We start from the raw sequence: 24,632 nt of genomic DNA, 5'->3' as shown, positions 1-24,632 counted from the left end.
TCATTTTGACATTCCTGCGTCATCCTGACAGGGTTGCTTGACAGCGAAGCGGGATGGGAACAGGTCTCCGACATGCCGGAAGTGAATGCGCAACGCCGCGCGGAGATCGGGCGCGAGCGCCGCGAAAAGACCCGCCACAAGCTGATCGTCGCCGCCGCGCGCGTGATCGCGCGGCGCGGTGACGAGCATGCGACGATCGACGATTTCATCCGCGCGGCCGGGCTGGCGCGCGGCACCTTCTACAATTATTTCCCGACGCGCGAGGATCTGGTCGAGGCGGTCTGGTCGCATCTCGGCAAGGATCCCTTTCTTGAGATCGAGCGGCTGTGCGCGCCGATCGCGGACCCGGCGGAGCGCATGGTCGCGGTGGCGCGCATGGTGCTCGAACGCGCCGGCCGCGACGAGATCTGGGGATGGCTGATCTATTCGCTGTCGAGCGACGATCAGGAAGTGAACGAGGATCTTCGCGCCTTTCCGTCGCCCGAGCTGCGCGACGGGATCGCGCAGGGACGTTTCGTCTTCGACGATCTCGAAAGCGCGCGCGATCTGGTGGTGGGCATCGTGCGCAAGGCGCTGCGCATGCGGCTGGCGGGCGGCCGCACCGCCGCCTATGATCAGGCGATGTGCCGGATGACGCTGTGCGCGCTCGGGCTGAGCCAGGACGAAGCCGGCGCCGTGGTGAACCGGCCGCTGCCACAGGCCGATGACGATATCCGCGTCGCCGTGGCATGACCGAGCCGGGCGAACGCGTCGCGCTGGACCTGATCGACCAGGATGGCCGGCGCTTCACGCATGAAGCGCTGACGGGATCGCCGGCGCTCGTCTATTTCGGCTTCCTCAACTGCCGCGTCGTCTGCCCGCGCTCGCTCGCCAAGATCGCGGAGATCCGCGCGCTGCTCGCCGATGCCGGACGGACGATCCGCGTCGTCTATATTTCGGTCGATCCCGCGCGCGACACGCCCGGGGCGATGAAGGCGTATCTGGCCGACCGCCATCCCGGCGTCACCGGACTGACCGGAACGCAGGCGCAGGTGGATCGGGCGAAGGCCGCGTTCCGCGTCTTCTCACGCCGCGTGGCCGATGATGCCGATCCGGACGGCTATGCGATGCCGCACACCGCGTTCATCTATCTGCTCGACGCGGAGGGGCGGATCGCGGCGCATTTCCCGGACATCCGCACCGCGCGGGACATCGCCCGGACGATCGCGGACCATTCGGCCCCGCGAGCCGGCTGAAGCTGCTGCCCCGGGACGCCGTCCGATGGCGCCCGTTGCCCGGCATCGCGCGCCATTCCTTCCAAATCGGATCTTGTTGATGATGCGCCCGCGCATATCGGCTGATAGCCTGTAATCGCCGCATCGGAGGAGACCCCTGCCTCGGGTGCGGCGCGTCCCGGGCCTGGCCCAAAAGCGGCCCCGGATCCAGTTTGGGATCCGGGGCCAGGAGCGATCCGTCTGCGCCCCGGATCGCGGGAGACAGGCTATACGCGCGACCATGGGGCAGGGTTGCGTCCGGCGCGCTACAACAACGGGCTCACCAGCCGCGCGCCATTTTCCACCAGCTTGCGCGCCCCGCTCCGCGCGCGCCACGCGTCCAGCGCGATCTCGTCGCTCGCCGCGAGATAGGCGTCCTGGATGCGCCGCAGCGCCTGGACGCCGTCATGGTCGAGCAGCAACAGGCTGACTTCCTCGTTGAGCCGGAACGACCGGATATCGACATTGCTCGATCCGACGATGCCCAGCGTGTCGTCGACGCGCACCGCCTTGGCGTGGAGCAGATAGTCGCGATAGCGATGGATATGCACGCCGCTCGACAGCAGCTCGTCATAATAGGATGACTGGGCGAAGCTCACCAGCCACTGGTCGACCACCGCGGACACCACGACATGCACGGCCACGCCGCGCAGCACGGCGGTCTTGAGCGCGCCCAGCAGCCCTTCGTCCGGCACCAGATAGGGCGTTACGATCACGATCTCGCGCCGGGCGGCGGCGACCTGCCAGGTCATCAGCGTCTGGAATCCCTCCTGCGCATAGTCGGCGCTGCTGGGCAGCACCTGCAAGGTCGCCGCGCCCGTGCGCGGCGGCACGGCGGTGGCGGCGTCCAGCAGCTCCTCGGTCTCCAGATACCAGTCCGACACGAAGATCGCGGCCATCGCGGCGACCGCGGGCCCCGTCACGCGCGCCACCAGTTCGCGATTGACCACGCCCGGCCTGAAATCGCGCGCGACGATGTTCTGCGATCCCGCATAGCCGATCTCGCCATCGACGATGAACAGCTTGCGATGGTTGCGCATGTCGCGCCGCGTCCGTTCGCGCCACAGCCGGAACGGCAGCACTGCGCGCACCCGCACGCCGCTCGCCTCCAGCGCGCGCATTGTCCCCTTGATCCAGCGATGCGATCCCACCGGATCGACCATCACATGGCAGGCGACGCCGCGATCGACCGCCCGCCCCAGCGCGGCGATCACCTTTCCGGCGGTCGCGTCGTCGGCGAAGATATAGGCGAGCAGGCGGACATGGCGGCGCGCGCCGTCGATATCCGCGACCAGCCGGTCGATCACCGCCTCATAATCGTCGATCAGCTCCACCGCGTTGCCGGATGTCGCGGGCAGCCGCCCCAGCCGGTCGGCAAGCGCGACGATGTCCCGCACCATGCCGTCGGCCGCCGCCGGCGCCGCCTGCCGCATCCGCGCCGCCACGTCCGCGACGAAGGGCTTCAACCGCTCGAACCGCGCGGCGCGCCAGTGCGGGAAGCGCGGCGATCCGATCGCCAGGAACAGGACCAGTCCCGGAATCGGCAGGAAGAAGATCAGCAGCAGCCAGCTCGCCGCGGCGGCGGGAGAGCGCCGGAGCGGCACCACCGCGAGCATCGTCAGCCGGATGATCCATTCGGCGGCATAATAGATCTCGCCGATGCTCGGCAGCGCGGTCATGCCGATGTTGTTGGCCAGCCCGCCCCGCTTTGCAAGCCGCGCCATCCGCCACCGGCTTGCGCGCCGATGCTTTCGGTTTGACGCGGCTGACGGACGATATCACCGTGATCGCGCCACTTCCCGAAAGAAAGGCTCGATCATGACCAGGGATCCGGAAGATTTGCCGCATCGCGCGCTCAGCCGCGCGGAGATGCGGATCCTGCGCATCCTCCAGGAAAATGGCCGGATCGCCAATGTCGACCTCGCCCGCCGCGTCAACATGAGCGCGGCCACCTGTTTCCGCCACACCCAGCGGCTGTTCGACGAAGGCTATGTCACCTCGGTCCGCGCGCAGCTCGCGCCCGAAAAGGTCGGGCGCGCGTCGCTGGTGTTCATGGGCGTGGTGCTCGATCGGTCGACGCCCGAATCCTTCGCCGCGTTCGAGGCGGCGGTGCGGGAGATCCCGATGGTGATCGACTGCCATCTGGTCGCGGGCGATTTCGATTATTTCCTCAAGATCCGCGTCGAGAACATGGCGGAGTTCAACCGCCTCCACGGGCAAAGGCTGATCGCGCTGCCCGCCGTGCGCCAGACGCGCACCTTCTTCGTGATGCGCGAGGTGATCGACAACGCGCCGCTCAGCATCTGAGCCGCGCGACTCGGAATGCGATGGATGATCCTTTCACGATCACCGTATTTTTCGGATGATCCATCCGCATAACCTGACTTTCTGATGATAATCGCGAAATCATCCGCCATAGATAGAAAGGACCCATCCCGCCCTTCCGGCTAGCGTGCCCCTATCGTCACCATCCAGATGGAGCAGGCAGATGCTGTCCGATTTCGCGCGTTACCCCCTCACCTTCGGCCCCACCCCGATCGAGAAGCTCTCGCGGCTGAGCGATCATCTGGGCGGCGGGGTGGAGGTGTTCGCCAAGCGCGAGGATTGCAATTCCGGGCTGGCGCTGGGCGGCAACAAGCTGCGCAAGCTGGAATATATCGTGCCGGACGCGATCGCGAGCGGAGCGGACACGCTGGTCTCGATCGGCGGCGTGCAATCCAACCATACCAGGCTGGTCGCCGCCGTCGCCGCGAAGATCGGCATGAAATGCCATCTGATCCAGGAAGCCTGGGTGCCGCACGAGGATGCCGTCTATGATCGCGTCGGCAACATCATGCTCTCGCGGATCATGGGCGCGCAGGTGAATCTGGTCGATGACGGGTTCGATATCGGCATCCGCGAAAGCTGGCTGAACGCGCTGGAGGCGGTGCGCGCCGCCGGCGGCGTGCCCTATGCGATTCCGGCGGGCGCGTCGGTCCACAAGTTCGGCGGCCTCGGCTATGCCGCCTTCGCGGACGAGGTGCGCGCGCAGGAACGCGATCTGGGCTTCGCCTTCGATTATATCGTCACCTGCACCGTCACCGGATCCACCCATGGCGGCATGATCGCGGGCTTCGCGGCGGACGGGCGCCAGCGCCGCGTGATCGGCGTGGACGCATCCTTCACGCCAGGGCGGACGCGCGCGCAGGTGCTCGACATCGCCGGCAAGACATCGGCGCTGATCGGCGGCCCCGCCATCGTCGAGGACGATGTCGTCATCGTCGAGGACTATGCCTATCCCGCCTATGGCGTGCCCTCGCCCGAAACGCTGGAGGCGATCCGCCTCGCCGCGCGGCTGGAGGGGATGGTCACCGATCCGGTCTATGAGGGCAAATCGATGCAGGGGCTGATCGATCTGGCCGGCAAGGGCTATTTCCCCGCCGGATCGCGCATCCTCTACGTCCATCTCGGCGGCGCGCCCGCGCTCAACGGATACAGCTACACCTTCCGCAACGGCTGACCGGGGATCGCGGCCCGGAATCCGGCATTGGGTTGGCAGCGCGTGCCCGCACCGCTACCCAATGCCGGCCCTGAGCAACGGAGTCTTCCATGCGCCTTTTCGCGAGCGCCGCCATCATCGCCCTTCTCGCCGCCGCGCCGGTCCTGGCCCAACCGGCGAAGCCGGACATTCCGATCGAGACGATGAAGCGCGTCACGAAGGAGCTTTCGTCCGACGCGTTCGAGGGCCGCGCGCCCGGCAGCGCGGGCGAGGAGAAGACGCTGGCGCTGCTCGCGGCGGAATTCGCGAAACTCGGCCTGAAACCCGGCAACAAGGGAAGCTGGCTGCAGGACGTGCCGCTGGTGGAGATCACCGCGAAGAACGTCTCCGCGCTCGCCTTCACCGGCGGCAAGGCCCCCGTCTCCGCCGCCTATGGCCCGGAAATGGTGATCGGCACCTATCGCGTCACCCCGCATATCGCGGTGAAGGACAGCCCCGTCGTCTTTGTCGGCTACGGCATCAACGCGCCGGAGAAGAACTGGAACGATTATGCCGGGCTGGACGTGAAGGGGAAGACCGTCATCATCCTCGTCAACGATCCCGATTATGAGACGCCGGGGCTGGAGGGGCCGTTCGGCGGCCGCGCCATGACCTATTACGGGCGCTGGACCTACAAGTTCGAGGAAGCCGCGCGCCAGGGCGCCGCCGCCGCGATCATCGTGCACGATACCGCGCCCGCCGCCTATGGCTGGAACGTCGTCCAGTCGAGCTGGACCGGCGCGCAGCAGGTGGCCGACGCGCCAGACGGCAATATGAGCGCGGCCCCGGCGGTGGGCTGGATCAGCAACGACAAGGCGAAGGCGCTGATGGCGAGCGCGGGGCAGGATCTGGCCGCCCTCACCGCCGCCGCGAAGAAGCCGGGCTTCAAACCGGTCGCGCTTGGCGTGACGGCCTCGGTCTCGTTCGACAACAGCCTGCGCAAGCACGCGTCGAAGAATTTCATCGCGGTGCTGCCCGGCAAGAAGCGGCCCGACGAATATGTGCTCTACACCGCGCACTGGGATCATCTCGGCCGCTGCAAGCCCGCGCCCGACGGCGACGACATCTGCAACGGCGCGGTCGACAACGCGACGGGCACCGCCGCACTGGTCGCGCTGGCACAGGCGCATGCGAAGGCGGGCGCGCCCGATCGCAGCATCGCCTTCCTCGCGGTCACCGCCGAGGAATCTGGCCTGCTCGGCTCCAAATATTATGGCGAGCATCCGGTGCTGCCGCTCGCCGACACCGTCGCGGGCGTCAACATGGACGCGCTGAGCGTGGCGGGCGCCGCGAAGAACGTCGTGGTGATCGGCAAGGGCAAGTCGGAGCTGGACGCGCTGCTCGATCGCGCACTCGCCGCCGAAGGCCGCGTGGCGACGCGGGAGCCGACCCCGGAAAAGGGCTTTTATTACCGTTCGGACCATTTCAGCCTCGCCAAGCAGGGCGTGCCGATGCTCTATTTCGAGGGCGGCGACGATCTGGTGAAGGGCGGCAAGGCGGCCGGCGCCGCGGCCGCGAAGGATTATGAGGAACATCGCTATCACGGCCCCAAGGACGAATATGATCCGTCCTGGGACTGGGCGGGCGTCGCTTCGGACCTGCGCCTCTATTACACGATCGGACGCGAGCTCGCCGAAAGCGGAAGCTGGCCCAACTGGGTGCCCGGCGACGAATTCCGCGCCGCGCGCGACAAGAGTCGCACCGGCCGCTGACGATCAGGGGTGAAGGCAGCGCGCTTCGTGCGCACCGTCACCCTTCGATCCGCAGGAACCCGCTCAGCAGGAAACGTTCGGCAAGCGCCACGCGCACCGCGTCGCTGACGCCTTCACCTGGAATATCGGCGATGCGGAAGGACGGCGTTTCGGCGATGAAGCGCAATCCCTGCTCGACCCCGCGATGAATATGGATGTGCCCGCCCGGCTGTGCCCAATCGATCCAGCCCGTCGTCGCGAACATCGCGCTGATCGCGTTGGGCGCGTGAACGACGATCGTCGCCGGCGTGACCGGCGCGGTCGCCACCTTGTCGAGAACGGGCAATGCCCCCACCATCCGCGCGGCACGTTTCTGCAGTGCCGCGCCGACAAAGCCGTCCGATCGGCAGCGGTCGAGCAGCAACGCCACCGCATCGGCGATCCGCGCCTGCGGTCCGGCGGCCCCGCCGTCCCGCAATGCTTCGCCATCCATCGCCAGCAATGTCTGGCGCAGCGGCAGGGTGGTATTTGAAAGATGATCGAGCGCCGCGATCACCGCTTCGCGCAGGGTGAGCGGCGTGAACAGGATCGAAAGATGGAGCGAGTCGGAGAGCGACTCCACCGTATGGGGCGTGCCGCGTGGAATATAGAGCAGATCGCCCGGCCCAACATCTACGACACGATGCGCGCCGAGCCGGGTTTCGCCCAACCCCGGCTGCTTCCAGCCGACCGTCAGTTCCGGCGGCTCGGTCGATATCCACCAGCGTTTTCGGCCCGAAAGCTGCACGGCGATGATGTCGTTCTCGTCATAATGGACGGCGGCACGGGCGCGATCGATGCTCCAGAACAGGGATGCCGTCACCGGCTGGTGGATCAGTGCCTCCAGCGCGCGTGCGAACGCCTGCAGGGGTGGAGACAGGGGCACCACGTCCGGCACGCGCACCGTATAGCCAGTATCGTGAAAACGCGCGATCAACGACCGGAAGGCGGCGGGATCCTCGCATCTTGCCGCATCGGGCCTGGGCCCCGTCGGCGCCGTACCGTGCGAGTCCAGCACCGCGCTATGTGTGGCATAGGCACCGAGCACGGTCTGCGCCGGATCCTCGCCGAAGAGCATCGCGCGCGGATGATCGGGTGCGGACGGCACATCGAGCGCCCGGCTTGCTTCCACCGCCGCCATGAATTCCGCCAATGGCAGCGGATCGATTATGGCCTGGACGATCGCCTTGGCTTGCGCGTGAATCATGCCGAACCCTATCGCGAAGTGCGGGGAGACCGCAATCGATCGTCCCACCCGGCGGCCTGACGGCGCCTTTCAGGATGAGACCGCCCGCCCACAAATCGCGCCGGAGCGGCGGGGCATGATCGCGGCCGGGCGTTATACTGGCCGCGCTCCATGCCGGAGCGGACGATGGAGATTGCCCATGTCGTTCCACGCCGCCATCATTCGATGCTGGAAACTCGAACTGCGCGCCGCCGAGGCGGCTGGCGACGGCCTGCGCCGCCTGGCACACATGGCCCGCGCCGCGCGCTACGCCAAACGCGCCGCGCGGGGGATCGCGCCGGCGGATCCCATGAAGCGATCGCCCGATCGCGCTTCTCTCCACCCCGCAAGATTACAACTAGGTTGACTTCATCCTGATCGGATATATTTTTGCCGCTGGTGAAAACAAGATTGCCGGGCCTGTGCATCCCCGGTGACAGGGGGGTTCAAGCATATGGCAGAAAACGCTCAACCGAGCTGGTTCCAGCGGATTCTGCTGCCCGGTTTCGCCTTCAAGGCCGTGGTGATCGGCGGCGGCTACGCCACCGGCCGCGAGCTCGCCGAATTCTTCATGCCCAGCGGCCCCTGGGGCGGCCTGGGCGCGATGCTGCTGGCGACGGTGCTGTGGAGCATCATCGCGGCGGTCACCTTCGCCTTCGCCCGCCATGTCGGCGCCTATGATTACCGCACCTTCTTCTCGCGGCTGCTGGGGCCGGGCTGGATCGCGTTCGAAATCGCCTATGTGCTGTTCGTCGTCCTGATCCTGGCGGTGTTCGGCGCCGCCGCCGGTGCGATCGGCGCGGCGATGTTCGGCCTGCCGCCGATCGTCGGCACCCTGGTGCTGGCGGCGTCGATCGCGGGCTTCGCGGCATTCGGCAATTCCTCTGTCGAGGAACTGTTCAAATATGTCTCCTTCCTGCTCTACGGCGTCTACGCGCTGTTCCTGGTCCTCGCGCTGGGCGTGTTCGGAGACAAGATCGCCACCAATTTCTCGATTCCCGCCCCGTCTGACGGCTGGGCGCTGGGCGGCATCACCTATGCCAGCTACAATATCGTCGGCGCCGTCATCGTGCTGCCGGTGCTGCGCCACCTGACCAGCCAGCGCGACGCGATCGTCTCCGGCCTGATCGCCGGCCCGCTGGCGATGGCGCCCGCCATCCTGTTCTTCGTCTGCATGATCGCCTTCTATCCCGCGATCGAGCATGAGACGCTGCCGTCCGATTTCATGCTGACGCAGCTCAACATGCCGCTGTTCCACCTGCTGTTCCAGTTCATGATCTTCGCGGCGCTGCTGGAAAGCGGCACCGGATCGGTCCACGCCATCAACGAACGAATCGCGGCGGTGTGGCGCGCGCGGCGCGGCAGCGAGCTGAGCACCGTGGCCCGCGCGGTGATCGCCGCCAGCCTGCTGATCGGCTGCATCTTCGTCGCCAATCATTTCGGCCTCGTCGCGCTGATCGCCAACGGCTATCGCCTGCTCGCCTACACCTTCCTGGCGGTGTTCGTGATCCCGCTGTTCACCTTCGGCCTCTACCGCCTGCTGCGCGGCCCGGCGGCCGAGCCGGCGGCGGCGGACTTCAACCGATCGGAAGCCTGAAGGCGCACCTGAAGCGCGGGAACACACAGCGCTCGACCGGAAAATCGAACCGGCACCAGACCCCGCATCGCCATCACCGGCGAGCGGGGTCTTTGCGTAATTGCAGCGTAAAGCTGGAGCCCAAAGGATTCGTCCCACCGCATTGCCGCCCCCCGGTGACCGCATAGGCTCCAGCTTTCGCTGGAACGACGCGCGGGAATTTCGTCATGAACCGCCCAGCCGGCCAGCCACTTCTCGTCCGGCCAACCCCATAATTCATGCCCGCCTTCGCCGAAGGCGAGGTTGATCCTGAGCAACGCCGGAAGCGGCGTCGAAGGGGCCGGCATGACGATCTGGATTGGATGCGCGATTTACGCTCGGGGATGCCGACCTTCATCGGCGTGACATGCCCCACGACCAACGCCCTGACTGAAGAAACGGCGGGCGTCACCAGACGCCCGCCGCTCCTTCACTTCGCCTTCTTGCCCAGTTCCTCGAAGGTCTGGTTGCCGATCGGATAGTCGCGCCAGTCGCCATAGTCGAAGTGCCACCATTCCTCGGGATAGACATCGAAGCCCTCGGCCTCGATCGCGGAACGCAGCACTTCGCGCAGCCAGCGCTGATGATCCGTTCCGCCCACGAAGTTGGAATAGGAGCGCGTCGAGAACTCGTCATAGCGGCCCGTGGTCACGATCGGCTTGCCGGTCTTGAGCTCGAACATGGTGAGATCCACCGCCGCGCCGCGATTGTGGCGCGATCCCTGCGAAGGATCGGCGACGAACATCCGGCTCGACGGCGGGCTGGCGTCCCAGAACATCTTGGTGACGAACCAAGGGCGATAGGCGTCGTGGATCAGCAGGCCGAACCCGCGCTTGCGCAGCGCCTGGTTGACGCGGCCCAGCGCCTCGGCCGCCGGGCGCTGGAGAAAGGCGGCGCTGCTTTCATAGACCGGGGTGCCCAGGAAATTATTGGTGCCGGCATAGCGGATATCGAGCCGGATCGTCGGATCGACCGATGTCAGCGCGACAAGATCGCTCGGCTTGGGCCGTATTTCCTTTGGCGGCGATGCCTTGAGCGCTTCCGCGCGCAGCGCCGCGCCCCCCGTCTGCATGTCCGATCTCACCTTCGCCTCGATCTCCGCGCCGAAGTCTCGGCGGGGGAAGCGTATGCCGCTCAGGCTGAGCGCGGTGACCGCCCCCTTGGCGTTCCGCTCGAAGGTCAGGGCTTCGAGCGGATAGAGCCCGCCCTGTTTGGGGAAGGCATAACGGTTCGCATCCACCCGCGTCAGCGGCATGTGATCGACCCATTCGACCCAGGCGAAGGGCCGCCCGTCACGCTCGTAGATACGGATCACATTGTGATCCCAGCCGTAATTGCCGACCAATGCCGCGAAATCGGCGGCGGGCTGCGGCGGTTCCGGCATGGTGCCGCGCGTGTAGCGCGTGCCCGCCAGATCGATCCACGAACCGTCGTCGGCGATGGCGAGCTTGTCGTAGCGGGTCTGCGCGTCCTCGACGATGAAGCCGTTCGCCGTCCGGCGGATATCGCCCACCAGTTCGGGCGCATCGATCACCAGATGCTCGTTGTAGATGCGCGTGCTCACGCTGGCCTTGCCGTTGGTGAACCAGCCCGAAAGCCGTTTCGCGTCCGGCCCGGTCACCAGCGTGCCGGTGCCGAAGGCGGGCGGGTTGGCGCCCTTGGCGATCGCGGCCACCGTCCGCAGCGCATAATCGGCGAGCTTGCCCGCGCTGTTGCTCGAATCGACGGTGGCGAAGGCGACGACGGCGATGCCGGAGTCGGGCATGATCAGCACGTCGGTGACATGGCCATAGATCGCGCCGCCATGGCCGACGACGCGCTGGCCGTCGATCTGAGACAGCGCGAAACCGATGCCATAGCCGCGCGTCGACGCGTCGCCCGGAAACTGCCGGCGCCACATCTCGTCGAGCGTCGCGGGCTTCAGCAGCACGCCGTCGGGCAGCTTGCCGCGATTGAGCATCGCCTGCGCGAACCGGCCGAGATCGCCGAGCGTGGTGAACAGGCTCCCGGCGGCGGGCGTGCCCAGCTCGATCGGCGGCGCCGGAATGCGCGGCCCGTCGAACGCCGCCATCTCGCTATAGGCGATGCGGCCCTGGAAAGGGGCGGCGGTCATCCCGCTGGACGCCATGCCGAGCGGACGGAACACCAGGGTCGACACCGCCTGTTCATAGGGCATGCCGGTCACGCGGGCGACGACCTCGCCCACCACCGCGATGCCGGCGTTCGAATATTTGGTGATCGTGCCGGGCGCCGCGACCAGGCTGGTCTCGTTCAGGCTGAGCACCGAATCGGCCTGCCCCTTGGGCGCGATATCGAAATAATTGCCGCGCGGCGCCTCGCGCACCAGGCCGCTGCGGTGCGTCATCAACTGGCGCAGCGTGATCTGCCCGCCGAACGGATTGCGCGGCTTGAAGCTGGGCAGATAGGTGCTGACCGGCGCGTCGAGGTTCAGCTTGCCCTGTTCGACCAGCCGCATCACCGCGACATCGGTGAACAGCTTGCTGACCGATCCGGCGCGATAGATGGTTTCGGGCGTGGCGGGCACCTTGCCCTCCGCGTCGGCCTTGCCCCAGGTGCCCGACCAGCGGACGCCCTCCGGACCGACGATCGCGACCGCGACCGAGGGCACGCGCTTGTTCTCGACTTCCCATTTCGCGGCCTCGCCGATCAGCGCGGCGGCCCTGCCCAGATCGGGGGCGAGGCCGGCATCGGCGGAGGCCGTGGCCGGCGCCATCGCCGGAACCAGGAAAAGCAACAGGACCAGGAGCTTCTTCACGCGTCTTCCCTTCACAACCTGCTTGAACCCGCGCCCGTGCGGACGGGCGTCAGAAGAATGTTCGTATCGCGCCCGTCACGCGAAGGCCATCATCGACAAGATAGAGCGCCTGCCATTTGTCAAAGGTGGTGCAGGGGTGCGAAACCCCGAAGGCCACCATGTCCCCCGGCTGGAGCGGGGAATCGGCCGGAATGTCGAGATAGGCGTGCTGGTCGTCGAGCCGGACGACGCGGTGATCGGCCGGAATGGGCAGCATTTCCGCGTCCGGGCCGGGCCGGGCCCAGCCGAGCACCGTGGGCGGGGCGACATCGTCGGCGATGTCGCGCTTGCCCAGCCCCGCGACCAGCCGGGTCTCTTCCGGCCGCGAATGGACATAGGCCCACACTTCCAGCGCACCGCGCAGGCCGTCGCCCAGGCTGGCGGCGACGGGCGAGCGGCGGATCAGCCCCTCGACCAGCTGCTTGTAGAAATGGCTGTCGTGCACAAGGTAGCAGCCGCTGCGCAGGATCACCGTATAGGGCCGCTCCACCGCGGCGGCGGCGAAGGTTTCGGCGACCATGTCGAACAGCGACGATCCGCCCGCGGTGATGATCGGCCGGCCGGTGAAAAGCTGTTCGTCGCTGCATGCGTCGGCCAGCCCGACCACGCGATCGAGCAGCGCGCGCACCTGCGGATCGCGGCTTTCGGCGGGCGTGCCCTGGAAAACCCCCTCGAACGCCTCCACGCCGCGCAGCGACAGCAGCGGAGAGGCGGCGATGCGCCGCGCGACCGCCAGCGCCGCGTCATTGTCGCGGAACCCCGTGCGGCCGCCGGGAAAGCCCAGCTCGATCAGCACCTGGAGCGGCCGGCCCGGCGGATCGGCGGCGAGCGCGGCCTCCAGCAGATCGACCGAGGCGGCGGAATCGACGAGGCAATAGAAATCGAACTCGGGATCGCGGCGCAGCTCGGCCACGACATAGGCGATGTTCTGCCGCCCGATGAGCTGGTTGGCGAGCAGGATCGTGCCGATGCCGTGCTTGCGATAGGTGCGGACATGGCCGATCGTCGCGGCGGTCAGGCCCCAGGCGCCATCCGCCATCTGCATCGCGAACAGATCCGGGCTCATCGTCGTCTTGCCGTGCGGCGCGATGCGCGCGCCCGACAATTGCGTGAACTTGCGCATCCATTCGCTGTTGTGGCGCATCGCCGATTCGCGCAGCACGGCGGCGGGCAGCATCAGATCCTCGCGCAGCACGTGCCAGCCGGCATCGGCCAGCGCGTCCGCGCCAATCTCCTCGCAATCCGCCGGCATGCCCTTCAGGCGCCAGTCGAGCACGGCAGCCGGCCGCTTGTCGGTCATTCTCTCGTCGTCTCCCTTCGCCCCGCCAAAGGCGGCGGGGCGCATATGCATATGTTCGGAAATGTCTGGCCGCGCCTCAGGACGCTGGCTTGCTGAAGCGGATCACCTTGCCGGCGCGCGCGCCCGTCATCTTGCCATTGTCGATCGCGAGCACGCCGTTCACCCACACATAATCCATGCCCGTCGAATATTGCGCCGGGTTCTCGAAGGTCGCGTGGTCCTGCACGGTGTTGGGATCGAACAGCAGCAGATCGGCGGCATAGCCCACGCCGATGCGGCCGCGATCGTACAGGCCGAGGCGGTTGGCGGAGGCCGAGGTCATCCGCCGGATCGCTTCCTCCAGCGGGATCACCTTTTCCTCGCGCACATATTTGGCGAGCACGCGCGGCATCGTGCCATAGGCGCGCGGATGCACGGCCAGCCCGTCGACATCGGGGCTGGCGGGCGAGGTATCGGTGTTGATCATCATGAACGGCGCGCGCAGGCCGATATGCTTCTGCTCCTCGTTCATGCTGAGCGGGGCGACGCCGACGCCGCCCGCGGCGATCGTGTCGAACACGAAGGTCCATTCGTCCTTGCCGCGCTTCTTCGCCGCCTGCGCGATGCTGAGCCCGACCAGGTCGGCGCCCAGCGCATCGTCGGTGATCTGCACATTGTTCCAGTCCTGGCCGACATGGTCGTACCAGTTCTCCCACGAGGTATCGGTTTCGACGGTCTTGCGCAGCGCCGCGCGCACCTTGGGATCGGACAGCGTCTTGTAGAAGGCCTGCGGCCCGTGCGCATAGGATTGCGGCGGCACGAACGAGCCCAGGCCGATGCCGTTGCGGATATAGGGATAGATGTCGGCGGTGACGTCGATGCCCGCGACGCGCGCCGCCGCGATGCGATCGACCGCCTTCTGCATCAGCGGCCAGTTGCGCACGCCCGCCGCCTTCAGGTGATAGATCTGGACGGGAATGCCCGCGCCCTGGCCGATCGCGATCGATTCATCGATCGAATCGAGCAGCTTGTTGCTCTCGTTGCGCATATGCGTCGAATAGAAGCCGCCATAGGGCTTCACCATCTTGGCCAGCTCGATCAGCTCGCCCGTCGTCTGGTAATTGCCCGGCGGATAAATCAGCGCGGTCGACAGGCCCGACGCGCCATCGCGCATTGCCTGATCGACGAGCGTCTTCATCTTCTCCATTTCCTGCGGGGTCGGCGTGCGATCCTCCACGCCCATCACCACGCGGCGGACCTGCGCGGCGCCGACATTGTGGACGACGTTCACGGGCACGCCCAGATCGTCCATGATCTTGAAATATTCGGCATAGGTGCGCCAGCGATAGGGCTTGCCCGCGATCATCACCGGTTCGGGCTGGGTCTGGTCGTTCTGCGGCGCGGGCGATCCGCCCTCGCCGCTCAGATGCACGGTGATGCCCTGGGTCAGGCGCGACTGGGCGGAGGCGGGATTGGTCAGATAGACCAAGGTGCTCTGACCCATGAAATCCATGAAGCCGGGGGAAAGCACGCGATCCTTCGCGTCGATCACCTTTTCGGCGCGCGTCTCGTCCGGCTTCGACGCGCCGATCCAGACGATCTTGCCCTCGTCGACCGCGACGGCGCCCCGAAACCAGGGTGCGCCGGTGCCGTCCACGATCCGCGCATTGGTGATCAGATAATCCCATTTGCCCGTGTCGTTCGCCATCGCCGCGCCGTGCAGCGACAGTCCGACCAGGCCAACCAATGCCGCGATCCGCTTTTTCATGGTTCGACATGCTCCCCTGCTAGAAGCGCGGGAAGCTACGACGGAACGATCCGCCGGAAAAGCGAATTTTTCAAAAACCGGAACAATTTTTCCGTTCTGAAAACGTGGTCAACGACGCGTCACCCGCCGAGCAGGAAATAGTCGTACGCGGTGCGCGCGACATCGGCGATCACGCGGTCCTGCACCTCGGTGCCCTTGGTATCGCCCTTCACGAACACCGCGATCGCGAACTGACTGCCGTCGGGCAGCGTCACCAGCCCGACATCATTGGCGATGCTCATCAACGTGCCGGTCTTGTGCGCGACGACGGTGTCGACGGGCAGCAGCCCTTTCAGCCTCTTGTCGCCGGTATGGCAGCGCTCCATGATCTCGATCAGCGTCTTCGTGCTCGCCGCGCTCACCGCCTTGCCCGCGCGGATCGTCAGCAACAGCTTCAGCATCGCTTCCGGCGTGGAGGCGTCGCGCGGATCATTGTTGAACGCGACGTTGGGCGCGCGCTTCTGGCTGCGTTCGCGCATCGTGGGATCGGCCATCGCCGCCGCCCGGCGCTCGCGGAAGCTGCCCGGCCCCGGCGGCACGCCCAGCGCGCGCAGGATCAGCGGACCGGTGCCGCCGTCGATCTGCTGGCCGGTGATGCCGATGCCGCGCAGCCATGCCGTCACCGCCGCCGGGCCGCCGGCTTCGGCCAGCAGCACGTCGGTCGCGGTATTGTCGCTGCGCGTCAGCATCAGTTCGAGCAAGTTGTGGACCGACAGCGCGACGCCGTCGTGCGGCGTCTGTTCGGCGATGCCGGCGGAATTGACGATCAGCGCGGGATCGACGGTGACGAGCTGGCCCAGCGTCATCTCCCCCTTGTCGATCCGCGCCAGGATCGCCCCGGCCACCGCGATCTTGAAGGTGCTCGCCATCGGGAAGGTCGTGCCCGCGTTGAGCAGCGCCGCATCGCCGCCGCCGACACGCTGCACCGCCACGCCGACGGTGCCGTCGGTCTGCCTGGCGAGCTGCGCGAACGCCGCCTCCAGCCGCGCGCGGGCGCTTGTTTCCGCGCTTTTGGCGGCGGGCGCGGCGAGGAGCGGGGCGGGGATCGCGCCGGGCATCGCGATCGCCAGGGCCGCCACGACGGGAAGAAAGCGCATGCGCCGCATCGATGATCCTTTCAGGCTGATGGCGTCGATCGCCCCCGGCATCACCCCGGCTTCCGGCGATTAGATCCGAAATGGTTGTTTCAGATTTTTCATATTTGTCAACTTGGGCGATCCCGACTATTCTGCGACGGCGCGACGCCCGATCGGCGTCGCCCCGGGGGGACGATGACAGCTCGACAAGGCTCTGCTATTCGGCGAGGCCGGGAAAGGACGAGAATGTCTTCAGCAAATCATCGCGAGCCCACGGGGCTTGCTCCAGCCACGGCGGAGATCGATCCGGGCGCGGTTCTGCGCGGTATCCGCACCGAACGCGGCTGGACGCTGGCCGAGGTCAGCAAGCGCACGGGCATGCCCGTCTCGACGCTTTCCAAGGTGGAAAACGGCAAGATGTCGCTCAGCTATGAAAAGCTGCTGCGCCTCAGCCGTGGCCTCAGCATCGACATCACCCGCCTGTTCGCCGCCAGCGCGCCGCCCGCCGCGCCCAGCGCCGCCACCGGCCGCCGCGCGATCACCCGCGCGGGCAAGGGGCCGTCGATCCGCACCGCCACCTATGGCTATGTCTATCCGGCGGCCGATCTGCTCAACAAGACGCTGAACCCGATGATCATCGACGTGCAGGTGCGCTCGATCGAGGAATTCGGCGATCTGATGCGCCATCCCGGCGAGGAATACGCGCTGGTGCTGGAAGGGCAGTGCGAGTTCCATTGCGACCTCTACGCCCCCGCGCTGATGGGCGTCGGGGATTCGATCTATTTCGACGGGCTGATGGGCCATGCCTATGTCGCGGTGGGCGACGGCCCGTGCCGCATCCTCTCCGTCTGCTCGGCCACCGACGCCGATCTGAAATCGGCGCTCAACCCGATCGAGACCTCGGAAGCAATCTAGGGCGATTCCGCGTTGGCCGGTTCCGGCCGACGGCCCGGAAAAATGCGGCCCTGAGGGATCCGGGCGCTCCGGCTGGCCATGGAAACACTCCAGGCGTTCACGCGCCTGAGCGGGCGCTTATTTCCGGTTCGGAAACCAAAGTTGCGTTTCGGAAAATCCCGTGCGACTGTCCGCCGCGCGGCCGGGGAACTCGCCCCGGCGACGCGACCGTCCGGCACCGCGCTTTCCCGAGCGGAAAAGCCGACCATGAAGGGGACATGCATGAAACGCCTTCTGCTTTCCGCCGCCGCCATGCTGCTGGTGTCCAACGCGCCCGCCCCGTCGGGCGCGCCCGAATATGACATCGTCATTCGCGGCGGCCGCGTGCTCGACGGCGCGGGCAATCCCTGGGTGAAGGCCGATGTCGCGGTGAAGGGCGGCATCATCGTCCGCGTCGGCGACGTTTCCGGGCGCGGCGCGAAGGAGATCGACGCGCGCGGCCGCTATGTCACGCCCGGCTTCATCGACATGATGGACCAGTCCGGCCGGGTGCTGCTGAAGAATGGCGGCGCGGAGAACAAGCTGCGCATGGGCGTGACCACGGTGATCGCGGGCGAGGGCGGCACCCCCGTCGAGGCGAAGGATATTCCCACCTATTTCGACACGCTGGAGAAGCAGGGCATCGCCGTCAATTTCGGCACCTATTATTCGACGATGCAGGCGCGATCCAAGGTGCTGGGCGACGCCGCCGGCACGCCGACGCCGGCGCAGATGAAGGTGATGGAGCAGGAGGTGGAGACCGCGATGCGCGCGGGCGTGTTCGGCATCAGCACCGCGCTCGTCTATTCGCCGAGCAATTTCCAGTCGACCGCCGATCTCGTCGCGCTCGCCAAGGTCGCGGGGCGCTGCGGCGGTTATTACGCCACGCATATGCGCGACGAGGCGGCGAAGCTGGTGCCCGCGATCGAGGAAGCGATCGAGATCGGCGAGAAGGGCGGGGTGAAGGTGGAGATCTTCCATCTGAAGGCCGGCTATCGCCCCGGCTGGGGCAAGCTGATGCCGCAGGCGGTGCAGGCGATCGCGGCGGCGCGCGCGCGCGGCGTGGACGTGGCGGCGGACATGTACCCCTATGCCGCTGGCGGCACCGGGCTCGACATCACCGTGCCCACCTGGGTCTGGGCCGAGGGCAAGGCCAAGGGCATCGAGCGGCTGAAGGATCCCGCGGTCCGCGCGCGGCTGAAGCAGGAGGTGGCGGCGGGATCGCAGCCCGACTGGTCCAACTTCGTCGAGGCGGCGGGCGGCTGGGACAATGTGATCCTCGCCAACGGCCATAGCGACACCTATCGCCAATATCACGGCCAGAGCATCGCCGCGATCGGCAAGGCGCTGGGCAAGGATCCCGCCGATGCGGCGTGGGACATATTGATCGGCGCGCTGCCCAAGCGTGCGACCGCGCTCTATTTCATGATGGGCGAGCCCGATATCGAACTGGCGATGCGCCAGCCCTGGGTGAGCATCGGCAGCGACGCCGGCGCGGCGGAGGTCTATGGCCAGGTCGACGGGCTGGGGCTGCCGCACCCGCGCGCCTATGGCAATCACGCGCGCGTCATCGCCGAATATGTGAAGCGCCGCCCGGTGCTGACGCTGGAGGACGCGGTCCGCAAGATGACGAGCTGGCCGGCCGAGCGCATGGGGCTGAGCGACCGGGGGCTGGTGCGCCAGGGCATGCGCGCCGACCTGCTGGTGTTCGATCTCGCGAAGGTCGATGACGGCGCCAGCTACGAAAAGCCGCTCGCGTCTCCCACGGGCTTCGACGACGTGATCGTCAACGGCGTGATGGCGATCGACAAGGGCCAGATCACCGGCGCGCGCGGGGGCAAGGTGCTGCGGCATAGCTGTAGCTAGGATCAATCGAGGCGCCGGGTCTCGCTGGAGCGACGGGGCGGTTGATGCCAACCCGACACGTCACCCCAGCGCAGGCTGGGGTCTGCCAACCAGATCGCGCTTGATCCTGCGGGAGACCCCAGCCTGCGCTGGGATGACGTATGGGACTGGCATCATCAACCGCCCCGTCGCTCCAGCGAAAGCCGGAGCCAATGCGATGTTTCGGTTTCGGCGGAAAAGGATTGAAGCCGAGATGCTTCCGGTCGCGGCCGTGCAGGCAGCGGCAACTTGAGCGCAGTTGCCCGGCCCGAGCGGACCGCCTCCTTCCGGATCAGATCCCCCCGCTCGCGTCCTCGCCGTGCAGGTTCATCAGCGAATCCATCAGCCCGTCCTCGGCGCTGGAGCAGCAGGCGATCACCAGCGCCTCGTCGCAATCCTTGCCGACGACATAGGCGTGGCCCATCGTCGAATCGATGTAGATCGACTGGCCTTCCTCGAGCGGGATGGGATCGTAGAATTCGGTGTGGGCGACGATCCGGCCCTTCACGACATAGACGAATTCCTCGCCGGGATGGCGCACGGGCTCGCCGAACTCGTCGACCGATTTGGCGCGGATCCGCGTGTAGACCGGGATCATCCGCTTGCGGCGCAATTCGGTGCAGAGATAATAATAGTCGTAATTGGCGGTCTGCACACGCACGGCGTTGGCGAGATCGCCGACGCTGCGCCGTGCGGTGACCGGCGCGTCGCCGCCGGCCTGCGCATCCTCCGCGAACAGTTCGGACATGCGGATGTTGAGCCGCTGGCTGAGCTGGAGCAGCTTGTCGTAGGTGAGCGTCAGCCGGTCATGCTCGACCTTGGACAGCGTCGAGATTGGGATGCCGCTGTGATCGCTCATCTCCTTGAGCGTCCAGCTGTTGCGCGTGCGCAATCCGCGTATCAACGCCCCCAATGTGGGTTGCCCCCCCTTCATCGCTTCGCCCCCTCGAGAATTTTCAATTTCGACAAACCCCTGATTGACAATTTTCCAAACAGGACCATTACTGCCCAATCAGGATGTAATCCGTCGTTCTTTGCTGGGTACGATATCTCCGCAGCCGCCCAAGCGCAATCAATTGCCTTGCCGGGCGGACCGCGGCGAATTTTTTGGGAAGGGGGTCGATCATGAAGCGTCTGAAACTTGCTTTCGCGGCATTGATCGGCCTGGCGGCGTCCCCCGCCGCCGCCCAGGCGCCCGCGACGCCTAGGCCCACCGCGCCCGCGCCTGTTGCGGTCTCGGCCCCCGCCGCCGCCACGACGCCTGTGCTGACCAAGGCGGATGCCGATGCCTGGCTCGACGGCTTCTTCCCCTATGCCCTGCAACGCGGCGACATCGCGGGCGGCGTCGTCGTGATCGTGAAGGACGGCCAGGTCCTCACCCAGCGCGGCTATGGCTTTTCCGACGTCGACGCGCGCAAGCCGGTCGATCCGGAAACCACGATGTTCCGCCCCGGATCGGTCTCGAAACTGTTCACCTGGACCTCGGTCATGCAGCTCGTCGAACAGGGCAAGCTGAACCTCGACGCCGATGTGAACACCTATCTCGATTTCAGGATCCCGCCGCGCGACGGCAAGCCGATCACGCTGCGCAACCTGATGACGCACACGCCGGGCTTCGAGGAAGCGGTGCGCGGCCTGATCGCCAGCGGCACCACCGCGACGCCGCTGGACGCGGTGCTGAAGCGCTGGACGCCGAAGCGCATCTTCGATCCGGGCACGACGCCCGCCTATTCCAACTATGCCACCGCGCTTGCCGGCTATATCGTCCAGCGCGTATCCGGCATGCCCTTCGACGATTATGTCGAGCGCAACATCTTCGGCCGGATCGGCATGACGCGCTCCAGCTTCCGCCAGCCGCTGCCCGCCAGTCTCCAGCCGCTGATGTCCAGGGGCTATCAGCTCGGTTCGGGCAAGCCGATGCCGTACGAGGTCATCGAGGCGGCGCCGGCCGGCAGCCTGGCCGCCACCGCGTCCGACATCGCGCGCTTCATGATCGCGCATCTCGCCCAGGGCGGGCCGCTGCTGTCGCCGCAGACCGCGCGGACGATGCACACCACCTATCTGGACATCCTGCCGCCGCTCAACCGCATGGCGCTGGGCTTTTACGAGCAGAACCAGAACGGCCATCGCGTGATCATGCATGGCGGCGACACGCGGCTGTTCCACAGCGCGCTGTGGCTGTTCATCGACGACAATGTCGGCATGTTCGTGTCGCTCAACAGCACCGGCCGCGACGGCGCGACCGGCGCGGTTCGCGGCGCACTGCTCGCGCAGTTCGCCGATCGCTATTTCCCGGCACCCCCACCCAGGGACGGCAGGGTCGACGCGAAGACGGCGGCCGAACATGCGCGCATGATGGTGGGCAACTATATTGTCAGCCGTCGTTCGCAGACGAGCTTCCTGTGGGCGGGCGCGCTGATCAACCAGATCGAGGTCACGCTCAATCCGGACGGCACGCTGCTGATCCCGTCGAGCAAGACCATCGGCGGCGCGCCGCGCAAATGGGTGGAGATCGCGCCCTTCGTCTGGCGCGAGGCGGGCGGCGAGATGCGGATGGCGGCCAAGGTGGTCGACGGCAAGGTGCAGCGCTTCAGCTATGATCCCGGCGCGCCGATCTCGCTGTTCGAACGCGCGCCCTGGTATGCGGACAAGGGCTGGCTGAACCCGCTGGCATGGGTGGCGTTCGCCATCCTGCTGATCACCGCCCTGTCCTGGCCCGCCGCCGCGATCGCCCGGCGCATCTATGCCGCGACGCTGCCGCTCGCCGGCCAGGACCGCAAGGCCTATCACCTCGTGCGCGCGTCCGCGCTGGCGGCGCTGCTGGCGGCGGGGGGCTGGGCGTATCTGCTCAGCATCATGGGCGCGAACCCCAACAACATAAACGGCGCGTACGACACGCATGTCACGCTGCTCCAGATCATCGGCCCGATAGTCTTTTTCGGCGCCGTCGCCGTCGCCGCCTGGAACGCCTGGCGCACATGGGCGGGCAAGCGTTCCTGGATCGCGCGGATCTGGAGCGTGCTGGTGCTGCTGGCCGCCGCAGTGCTTGTGTGGGGCGTCGTCAGCTATGGGCTGATCGGCTTCGGCCTCGACTATTGATCCGAACAACCAAGGAAGGAAAACCGGCGTGAACGCCCTTACTCTCGATGTCGCGGTGGAATCGCTGCCGCTGGCGAAACCGTTCCGGATCTCCGGCCATGTCTTCACCGAATCGGACGTGGTGGTCGCCACCCTGTCCGACGGCGTCGCCTCCGGGCGGGGCGAGGCCTCGGGCGTTTATTATCTCTATGAGAATGTGCCCGCGATGACCGCCGCGATCGAGCGCGTCCGCGCCGAGATCGAACAGGGCATCACGCGCGAGGCGCTGCGCGACCTGCTGCCCGCCGGCGGCGCGCGCAACGCGATCGACTGCGCGTTGTGGGAGCTGGAGGCGCGCCGCACCGGTCAGCCCGTCTGGGCGCTGGCCGGGCTGGAAGCGCCCAAGCCGCTGCTCACCACCTTCACGCTGGGCGCCGACGATCCGGCGGTGATGGCGGAAGGCGCTCGCGCCTTCGCCTCCGCCCGCGCGCTCAAGCTGAAGCTGACCGGCGATCTGGATATCGACATCGCGCGCGTCCGCGCAGTGCGCGCCGCGCGCCCCGAATGCTGGATGGGCGTGGACGCCAATCAGGGTTTCGCGATCGACGCGCTCGAAACGCTGGTCGGCGCGCTGGTCGACGCCGATGTGAAGCTGCTCGAACAGCCGCTGCCGCGCGGGCGTGAGGCCGATCTGGACGGTTTCGAATGCCCCATTCCGATCGCGGCCGACGAAAGCGCGCTGTCGCTGGCCGATGTGCCGGGGCTGATCGGCCGCTTCGACGTCGTCAACATCAAGCTCGACAAGTGCGGCGGGCTGACCGAGGGGCTGATGATCGCCCATGCCGCGCGCGAAGCCGGGCTGGGCGTGATGGTCGGCAACATGGTCGGATCCAGCCTCGCCATGGGCCCCGCCTTCATCCTGGGCCAGCTTTGCGACATCGTCGATCTCGACGGGCCGATCTTCCTGGCGTCCGATCGCACACCCGCGATCGATTACAGCGGCGGCCTCGCCTGGTGCGACGAAGCGATCTGGGGCCGCACGGCCGAAATGGCGGTGCCGGCATGAGCGCGCGCCACACGCTTCGCCGGCTGGCGACCGCCGCCACGGCGACCGCGATCGTCTGGGCGGCCGCGCCCGCCGCAGCGCAGACGGACGGCACCACCTATATCCAGGCCGGACGCCTGCTCGCCGATCCGGCGAGCGGCCGGGTGGAGCAAGGCAAGACCATCGTCGTGCGCGACGGCCGCATCGCCGAAATCCGCGACGGCTTCGTCGGCGAGGGCAAGGTGGTCGATCTGCGCGACGCCTTCGTGCTGCCGGGCTTCATCGACAGCCATGTCCATATCACGTCGGAGAACGGGCCGAACGCCCGGCTGGACGCGGTGACCAAATCGGATTCGGACGTGCTGCTCGACGGCGTCGTCTATGCCAGGCGCACCGTTCGCGCCGGCTTCACCACGGTGATCGATCTGGGCGGCACGCCCGAAGTGACTTTCGCGATGCGCGACGCGATCGCGGCGGGCAAGATCATCGGCCCGCGCATGATCGCGGCGGGCGGCGTGGCGGCGCATGGCGGCCATGGCGACATCCAGGGCTATCGCCAGGAGATCCTGGACCTCTACCGCTCGCCGACCCTGTGCTCGGGCGCCGACGATTGCGCGCGCGCGGTGCGCCAGGCAGTGCAGAGCGGCGCGGACGTCATCAAGACCGCCTCCACCGGCGGCGTGATGTCCGCCACGGCGGCGGGCGTGGGCCAGCAGATGAGCGACGCGGAGCTGACCTCGCTGGTCGAGACCGCGCACCGGCTTGGCCGTCAGGTGGCGGCGCACGCGCACGGCACGGACGGCATCAACGCGGCGCTGCGCGCGGGCGTCGATTCGATCGAGCACGGCACCTTCCTCGACGCCGAATCGATCAAGCTGATGAAGGCCAAGGGCACCTATCTCGTCCCCACGCTGCTTGCCGGCGACACCGTCGCGCGCCAGGCCAAGACGGCGGACTGGATGCCCGCGCCGGTGCGCGCCAAGGCGTTGCAGGTCGGCCCGCTGATGGTCGATGCGGCGCGCCGCGCACGCGTTGCCGGGGTGAAGTTCGCCTTCGGCACCGACAGCGGCGTTTCGCTCCATGGCGAGAATGCCAAGGAATTCGCGCTGATGATCCAGGCGGGTTTCACCCCGCTCGACGCGATCCGCTCCGCCACCGTCTGGGCCGCCGATCACGCGCGCCTGTCGAACGAGATCGGCACCATCGCGGCAGGCAAGGCGGCGGACATCATCGCGGTGAAGGGCGATCCGCTGAACGATGTGAAGACGCTGGAGACCATGGCCTTCGTGATGAAGGGCGGCGTGATCGCGCGCGCGGTGGGGGATTGATGCTGTTTGGTTTGACCTTTTCCCGGTGGGACAATATGATCCTGATC

General features: G+C 67.1%; 19 protein-coding genes. 12 read left to right on the top strand and 7 right to left on the bottom strand.

Annotation, left to right across the window (positions count from 1 at the left end):
* Nucleotides 1–72: 72 nt before the first annotated feature.
* Both K7G82_RS07660 and K7G82_RS07655 read left to right on the top strand, forming a co-directional pair.
* A complete protein-coding gene (locus K7G82_RS07660) occupies nucleotides 73–732 on the top strand; it encodes a TetR/AcrR family transcriptional regulator (protein WP_222989264.1) in 660 nt (219 codons plus the stop codon).
* A complete protein-coding gene (locus tag K7G82_RS07655) occupies nucleotides 729–1,235 on the top strand; it encodes an SCO family protein (protein ID WP_222989263.1) in 507 nt (168 codons plus the stop codon). The genes K7G82_RS07660 and K7G82_RS07655 overlap by 4 nt, the downstream gene beginning before the upstream one ends.
* A 284-nt stretch (nucleotides 1,236–1,519) precedes the next feature.
* On the opposite strand, the gene cls is transcribed toward K7G82_RS07655, so the two are convergent.
* On the bottom strand, nucleotides 1,520–2,932 hold the full coding sequence (gene cls / locus K7G82_RS07650) for a cardiolipin synthase (RefSeq protein WP_222990215.1): 1,413 nt from the start codon (nucleotides 2,930–2,932) through the stop codon (nucleotides 1,520–1,522).
* 139 nt (nucleotides 2,933–3,071) lie between these two features.
* On the opposite strand from cls, the gene K7G82_RS07645 reads away from it, so the two are divergent.
* From K7G82_RS07645 to K7G82_RS07635, 3 genes are all read left to right on the top strand, one after another.
* Nucleotides 3,072–3,560 carry an Lrp/AsnC ligand binding domain-containing protein gene (locus K7G82_RS07645; RefSeq protein WP_222989262.1) on the top strand — a complete coding sequence of 163 codons (489 nt, stop codon included), beginning with the start codon at nucleotides 3,072–3,074 and terminating at the stop codon, nucleotides 3,558–3,560.
* A gap of 181 nt (nucleotides 3,561–3,741) precedes the next feature.
* The gene (locus K7G82_RS07640; protein ID WP_222989261.1) at nucleotides 3,742–4,752 is read left to right on the top strand and encodes a 1-aminocyclopropane-1-carboxylate deaminase; all 1,011 of its coding nucleotides are present in this window, start codon (nucleotides 3,742–3,744) and stop codon (nucleotides 4,750–4,752) included.
* Nucleotides 4,753–4,841: 89 nt separating this feature from the next.
* A complete protein-coding gene (locus tag K7G82_RS07635; protein WP_222989260.1) occupies nucleotides 4,842–6,482 on the top strand; it encodes a M28 family peptidase in 1,641 nt (546 codons plus the stop codon).
* A gap of 37 nt (nucleotides 6,483–6,519) precedes the next feature.
* On the opposite strand, the gene K7G82_RS07630 is transcribed toward K7G82_RS07635, so the two are convergent.
* Nucleotides 6,520–7,707, bottom strand: coding sequence for a JmjC domain-containing protein (locus K7G82_RS07630; RefSeq protein ID WP_222989259.1), 1,188 nt, complete (start codon nucleotides 7,705–7,707; stop codon nucleotides 6,520–6,522).
* 178 nt (nucleotides 7,708–7,885) lie between these two features.
* Between K7G82_RS07630 and K7G82_RS07625 the strand changes: the two genes are divergently transcribed.
* Both K7G82_RS07625 and K7G82_RS07620 read left to right on the top strand, forming a co-directional pair.
* Entirely contained in the window at nucleotides 7,886–8,092 is a 207-nt protein-coding gene (locus tag K7G82_RS07625) for a hypothetical protein (protein ID WP_222989258.1), read from the top strand.
* Between the two features lie 87 nt (nucleotides 8,093–8,179).
* Entirely contained in the window at nucleotides 8,180–9,322 is a 1,143-nt protein-coding gene (locus K7G82_RS07620) for a YkvI family membrane protein (RefSeq protein WP_222989257.1), read from the top strand.
* 448 nt (nucleotides 9,323–9,770) lie between these two features.
* On the opposite strand, the gene K7G82_RS07615 is transcribed toward K7G82_RS07620, so the two are convergent.
* The 4 genes from K7G82_RS07615 to bla form a co-directional block, all read right to left on the bottom strand.
* Nucleotides 9,771–12,116, bottom strand: coding sequence for a serine hydrolase (locus tag K7G82_RS07615; RefSeq protein ID WP_222989256.1), 2,346 nt, complete (start codon nucleotides 12,114–12,116; stop codon nucleotides 9,771–9,773).
* A 49-nt stretch (nucleotides 12,117–12,165) separates the two neighbouring features.
* On the bottom strand, nucleotides 12,166–13,455 hold the full coding sequence (locus tag K7G82_RS07610; RefSeq protein WP_222989255.1) for an alanine racemase: 1,290 nt from the start codon (nucleotides 13,453–13,455) through the stop codon (nucleotides 12,166–12,168).
* 76 nt (nucleotides 13,456–13,531) lie between these two features.
* Nucleotides 13,532–15,202 carry an N-acyl-D-amino-acid deacylase family protein gene (locus K7G82_RS07605; RefSeq protein WP_222989254.1) on the bottom strand — a complete coding sequence of 557 codons (1,671 nt, stop codon included), beginning with the start codon at nucleotides 15,200–15,202 and terminating at the stop codon, nucleotides 13,532–13,534.
* 119 nt (nucleotides 15,203–15,321) lie between these two features.
* Nucleotides 15,322–16,347: a class A beta-lactamase gene (gene bla, locus K7G82_RS07600; protein ID WP_222989253.1), complete on the bottom strand. Its 1,026-nt coding sequence runs from the start codon at nucleotides 16,345–16,347 to the stop codon at nucleotides 15,322–15,324.
* 216 nt (nucleotides 16,348–16,563) lie between these two features.
* Between bla and K7G82_RS07595 the strand changes: the two genes are divergently transcribed.
* A complete protein-coding gene (locus K7G82_RS07595) occupies nucleotides 16,564–17,232 on the top strand; it encodes a helix-turn-helix domain-containing protein (protein WP_222989252.1) in 669 nt (222 codons plus the stop codon).
* A gap of 261 nt (nucleotides 17,233–17,493) precedes the next feature.
* Complete coding sequence (locus K7G82_RS07590; RefSeq protein ID WP_222989251.1) at nucleotides 17,494–19,116, top strand: N-acyl-D-amino-acid deacylase family protein; 1,623 nt, start codon at nucleotides 17,494–17,496, stop codon at nucleotides 19,114–19,116.
* 310 nt (nucleotides 19,117–19,426) lie between these two features.
* Here K7G82_RS07590 and K7G82_RS07585 read toward each other — a convergent pair whose 3' ends face one another.
* Nucleotides 19,427–20,068 carry a helix-turn-helix domain-containing protein gene (locus K7G82_RS07585; protein ID WP_222989250.1) on the bottom strand — a complete coding sequence of 214 codons (642 nt, stop codon included), beginning with the start codon at nucleotides 20,066–20,068 and terminating at the stop codon, nucleotides 19,427–19,429.
* Between the two features lie 191 nt (nucleotides 20,069–20,259).
* On the opposite strand from K7G82_RS07585, the gene K7G82_RS07580 reads away from it, so the two are divergent.
* Genes K7G82_RS07580 through K7G82_RS07570 form a run of 3 tightly spaced genes read left to right on the top strand, consistent with a single transcriptional unit; the run spans nucleotide 20,260 to nucleotide 24,585 of the window.
* Complete coding sequence (locus K7G82_RS07580) at nucleotides 20,260–22,233, top strand: serine hydrolase domain-containing protein (protein WP_222989249.1); 1,974 nt, start codon at nucleotides 20,260–20,262, stop codon at nucleotides 22,231–22,233.
* Nucleotides 22,234–22,261: 28 nt separating this feature from the next.
* Nucleotides 22,262–23,278, top strand: a complete 1,017-nt coding sequence (locus K7G82_RS07575; RefSeq protein WP_222989248.1) for a dipeptide epimerase — start codon at nucleotides 22,262–22,264, stop codon at nucleotides 23,276–23,278.
* Entirely contained in the window at nucleotides 23,275–24,585 is a 1,311-nt protein-coding gene (locus tag K7G82_RS07570) for a metal-dependent hydrolase family protein (protein WP_222989247.1), read from the top strand. Before K7G82_RS07575 ends, K7G82_RS07570 begins: the two co-directional genes overlap by 4 nt.
* Nucleotides 24,586–24,632 lie beyond the last annotated feature (47 nt).

It is taken from the genome of Sphingomonas colocasiae (assembly GCF_019880585.1).
Taxonomy (GTDB): domain Bacteria; phylum Pseudomonadota; class Alphaproteobacteria; order Sphingomonadales; family Sphingomonadaceae; genus Sphingobium_A; species Sphingobium_A colocasiae.
Note: the sequence above shows the minus strand (reverse complement) of the source record. Positions and strands in the feature narration are given on the sequence as shown.

What these genes read in the sequence shown, in the direction of transcription:
- K7G82_RS07635 (WP_222989260.1), top strand. Translation starts at nt 4,842, where the DNA reads ATGCGCCTTTTCGCGAGCGCCGCCATCATCGCCCTTCTCGCCGCCGCG.
- K7G82_RS07590 (WP_222989251.1), top strand. Translation starts at nt 17,494, where the DNA reads ATGAAACGCCTTCTGCTTTCCGCCGCCGCCATGCTGCTGGTGTCCAAC.
- K7G82_RS07655 (WP_222989263.1), top strand. Translation starts at nt 729, where the DNA reads ATGACCGAGCCGGGCGAACGCGTCGCGCTGGACCTGATCGACCAGGAT.
- K7G82_RS07630 (WP_222989259.1), bottom strand. Translation starts at nt 7,707, where the DNA reads ATGATTCACGCGCAAGCCAAGGCGATCGTCCAGGCCATAATCGATCCG.
- K7G82_RS07580 (WP_222989249.1), top strand. Translation starts at nt 20,260, where the DNA reads ATGAAGCGTCTGAAACTTGCTTTCGCGGCATTGATCGGCCTGGCGGCG.
- K7G82_RS07585 (WP_222989250.1), bottom strand. Translation starts at nt 20,068, where the DNA reads ATGAAGGGGGGGCAACCCACATTGGGGGCGTTGATACGCGGATTGCGC.
- K7G82_RS07620 (WP_222989257.1), top strand. Translation starts at nt 8,180, where the DNA reads ATGGCAGAAAACGCTCAACCGAGCTGGTTCCAGCGGATTCTGCTGCCC.
- K7G82_RS07645 (WP_222989262.1), top strand. Translation starts at nt 3,072, where the DNA reads ATGACCAGGGATCCGGAAGATTTGCCGCATCGCGCGCTCAGCCGCGCG.
- bla (WP_222989253.1), bottom strand. Translation starts at nt 16,347, where the DNA reads ATGCGGCGCATGCGCTTTCTTCCCGTCGTGGCGGCCCTGGCGATCGCG.
- K7G82_RS07660 (WP_222989264.1), top strand. Translation starts at nt 73, where the DNA reads ATGCCGGAAGTGAATGCGCAACGCCGCGCGGAGATCGGGCGCGAGCGC.
- cls (WP_222990215.1), bottom strand. Translation starts at nt 2,932, where the DNA reads ATGACCGCGCTGCCGAGCATCGGCGAGATCTATTATGCCGCCGAATGG.
- K7G82_RS07570 (WP_222989247.1), top strand. Translation starts at nt 23,275, where the DNA reads ATGAGCGCGCGCCACACGCTTCGCCGGCTGGCGACCGCCGCCACGGCG.
- K7G82_RS07595 (WP_222989252.1), top strand. Translation starts at nt 16,564, where the DNA reads ATGTCTTCAGCAAATCATCGCGAGCCCACGGGGCTTGCTCCAGCCACG.
- K7G82_RS07605 (WP_222989254.1), bottom strand. Translation starts at nt 15,202, where the DNA reads ATGAAAAAGCGGATCGCGGCATTGGTTGGCCTGGTCGGACTGTCGCTG.
- K7G82_RS07625 (WP_222989258.1), top strand. Translation starts at nt 7,886, where the DNA reads ATGTCGTTCCACGCCGCCATCATTCGATGCTGGAAACTCGAACTGCGC.
- K7G82_RS07640 (WP_222989261.1), top strand. Translation starts at nt 3,742, where the DNA reads ATGCTGTCCGATTTCGCGCGTTACCCCCTCACCTTCGGCCCCACCCCG.
- K7G82_RS07610 (WP_222989255.1), bottom strand. Translation starts at nt 13,455, where the DNA reads ATGACCGACAAGCGGCCGGCTGCCGTGCTCGACTGGCGCCTGAAGGGC.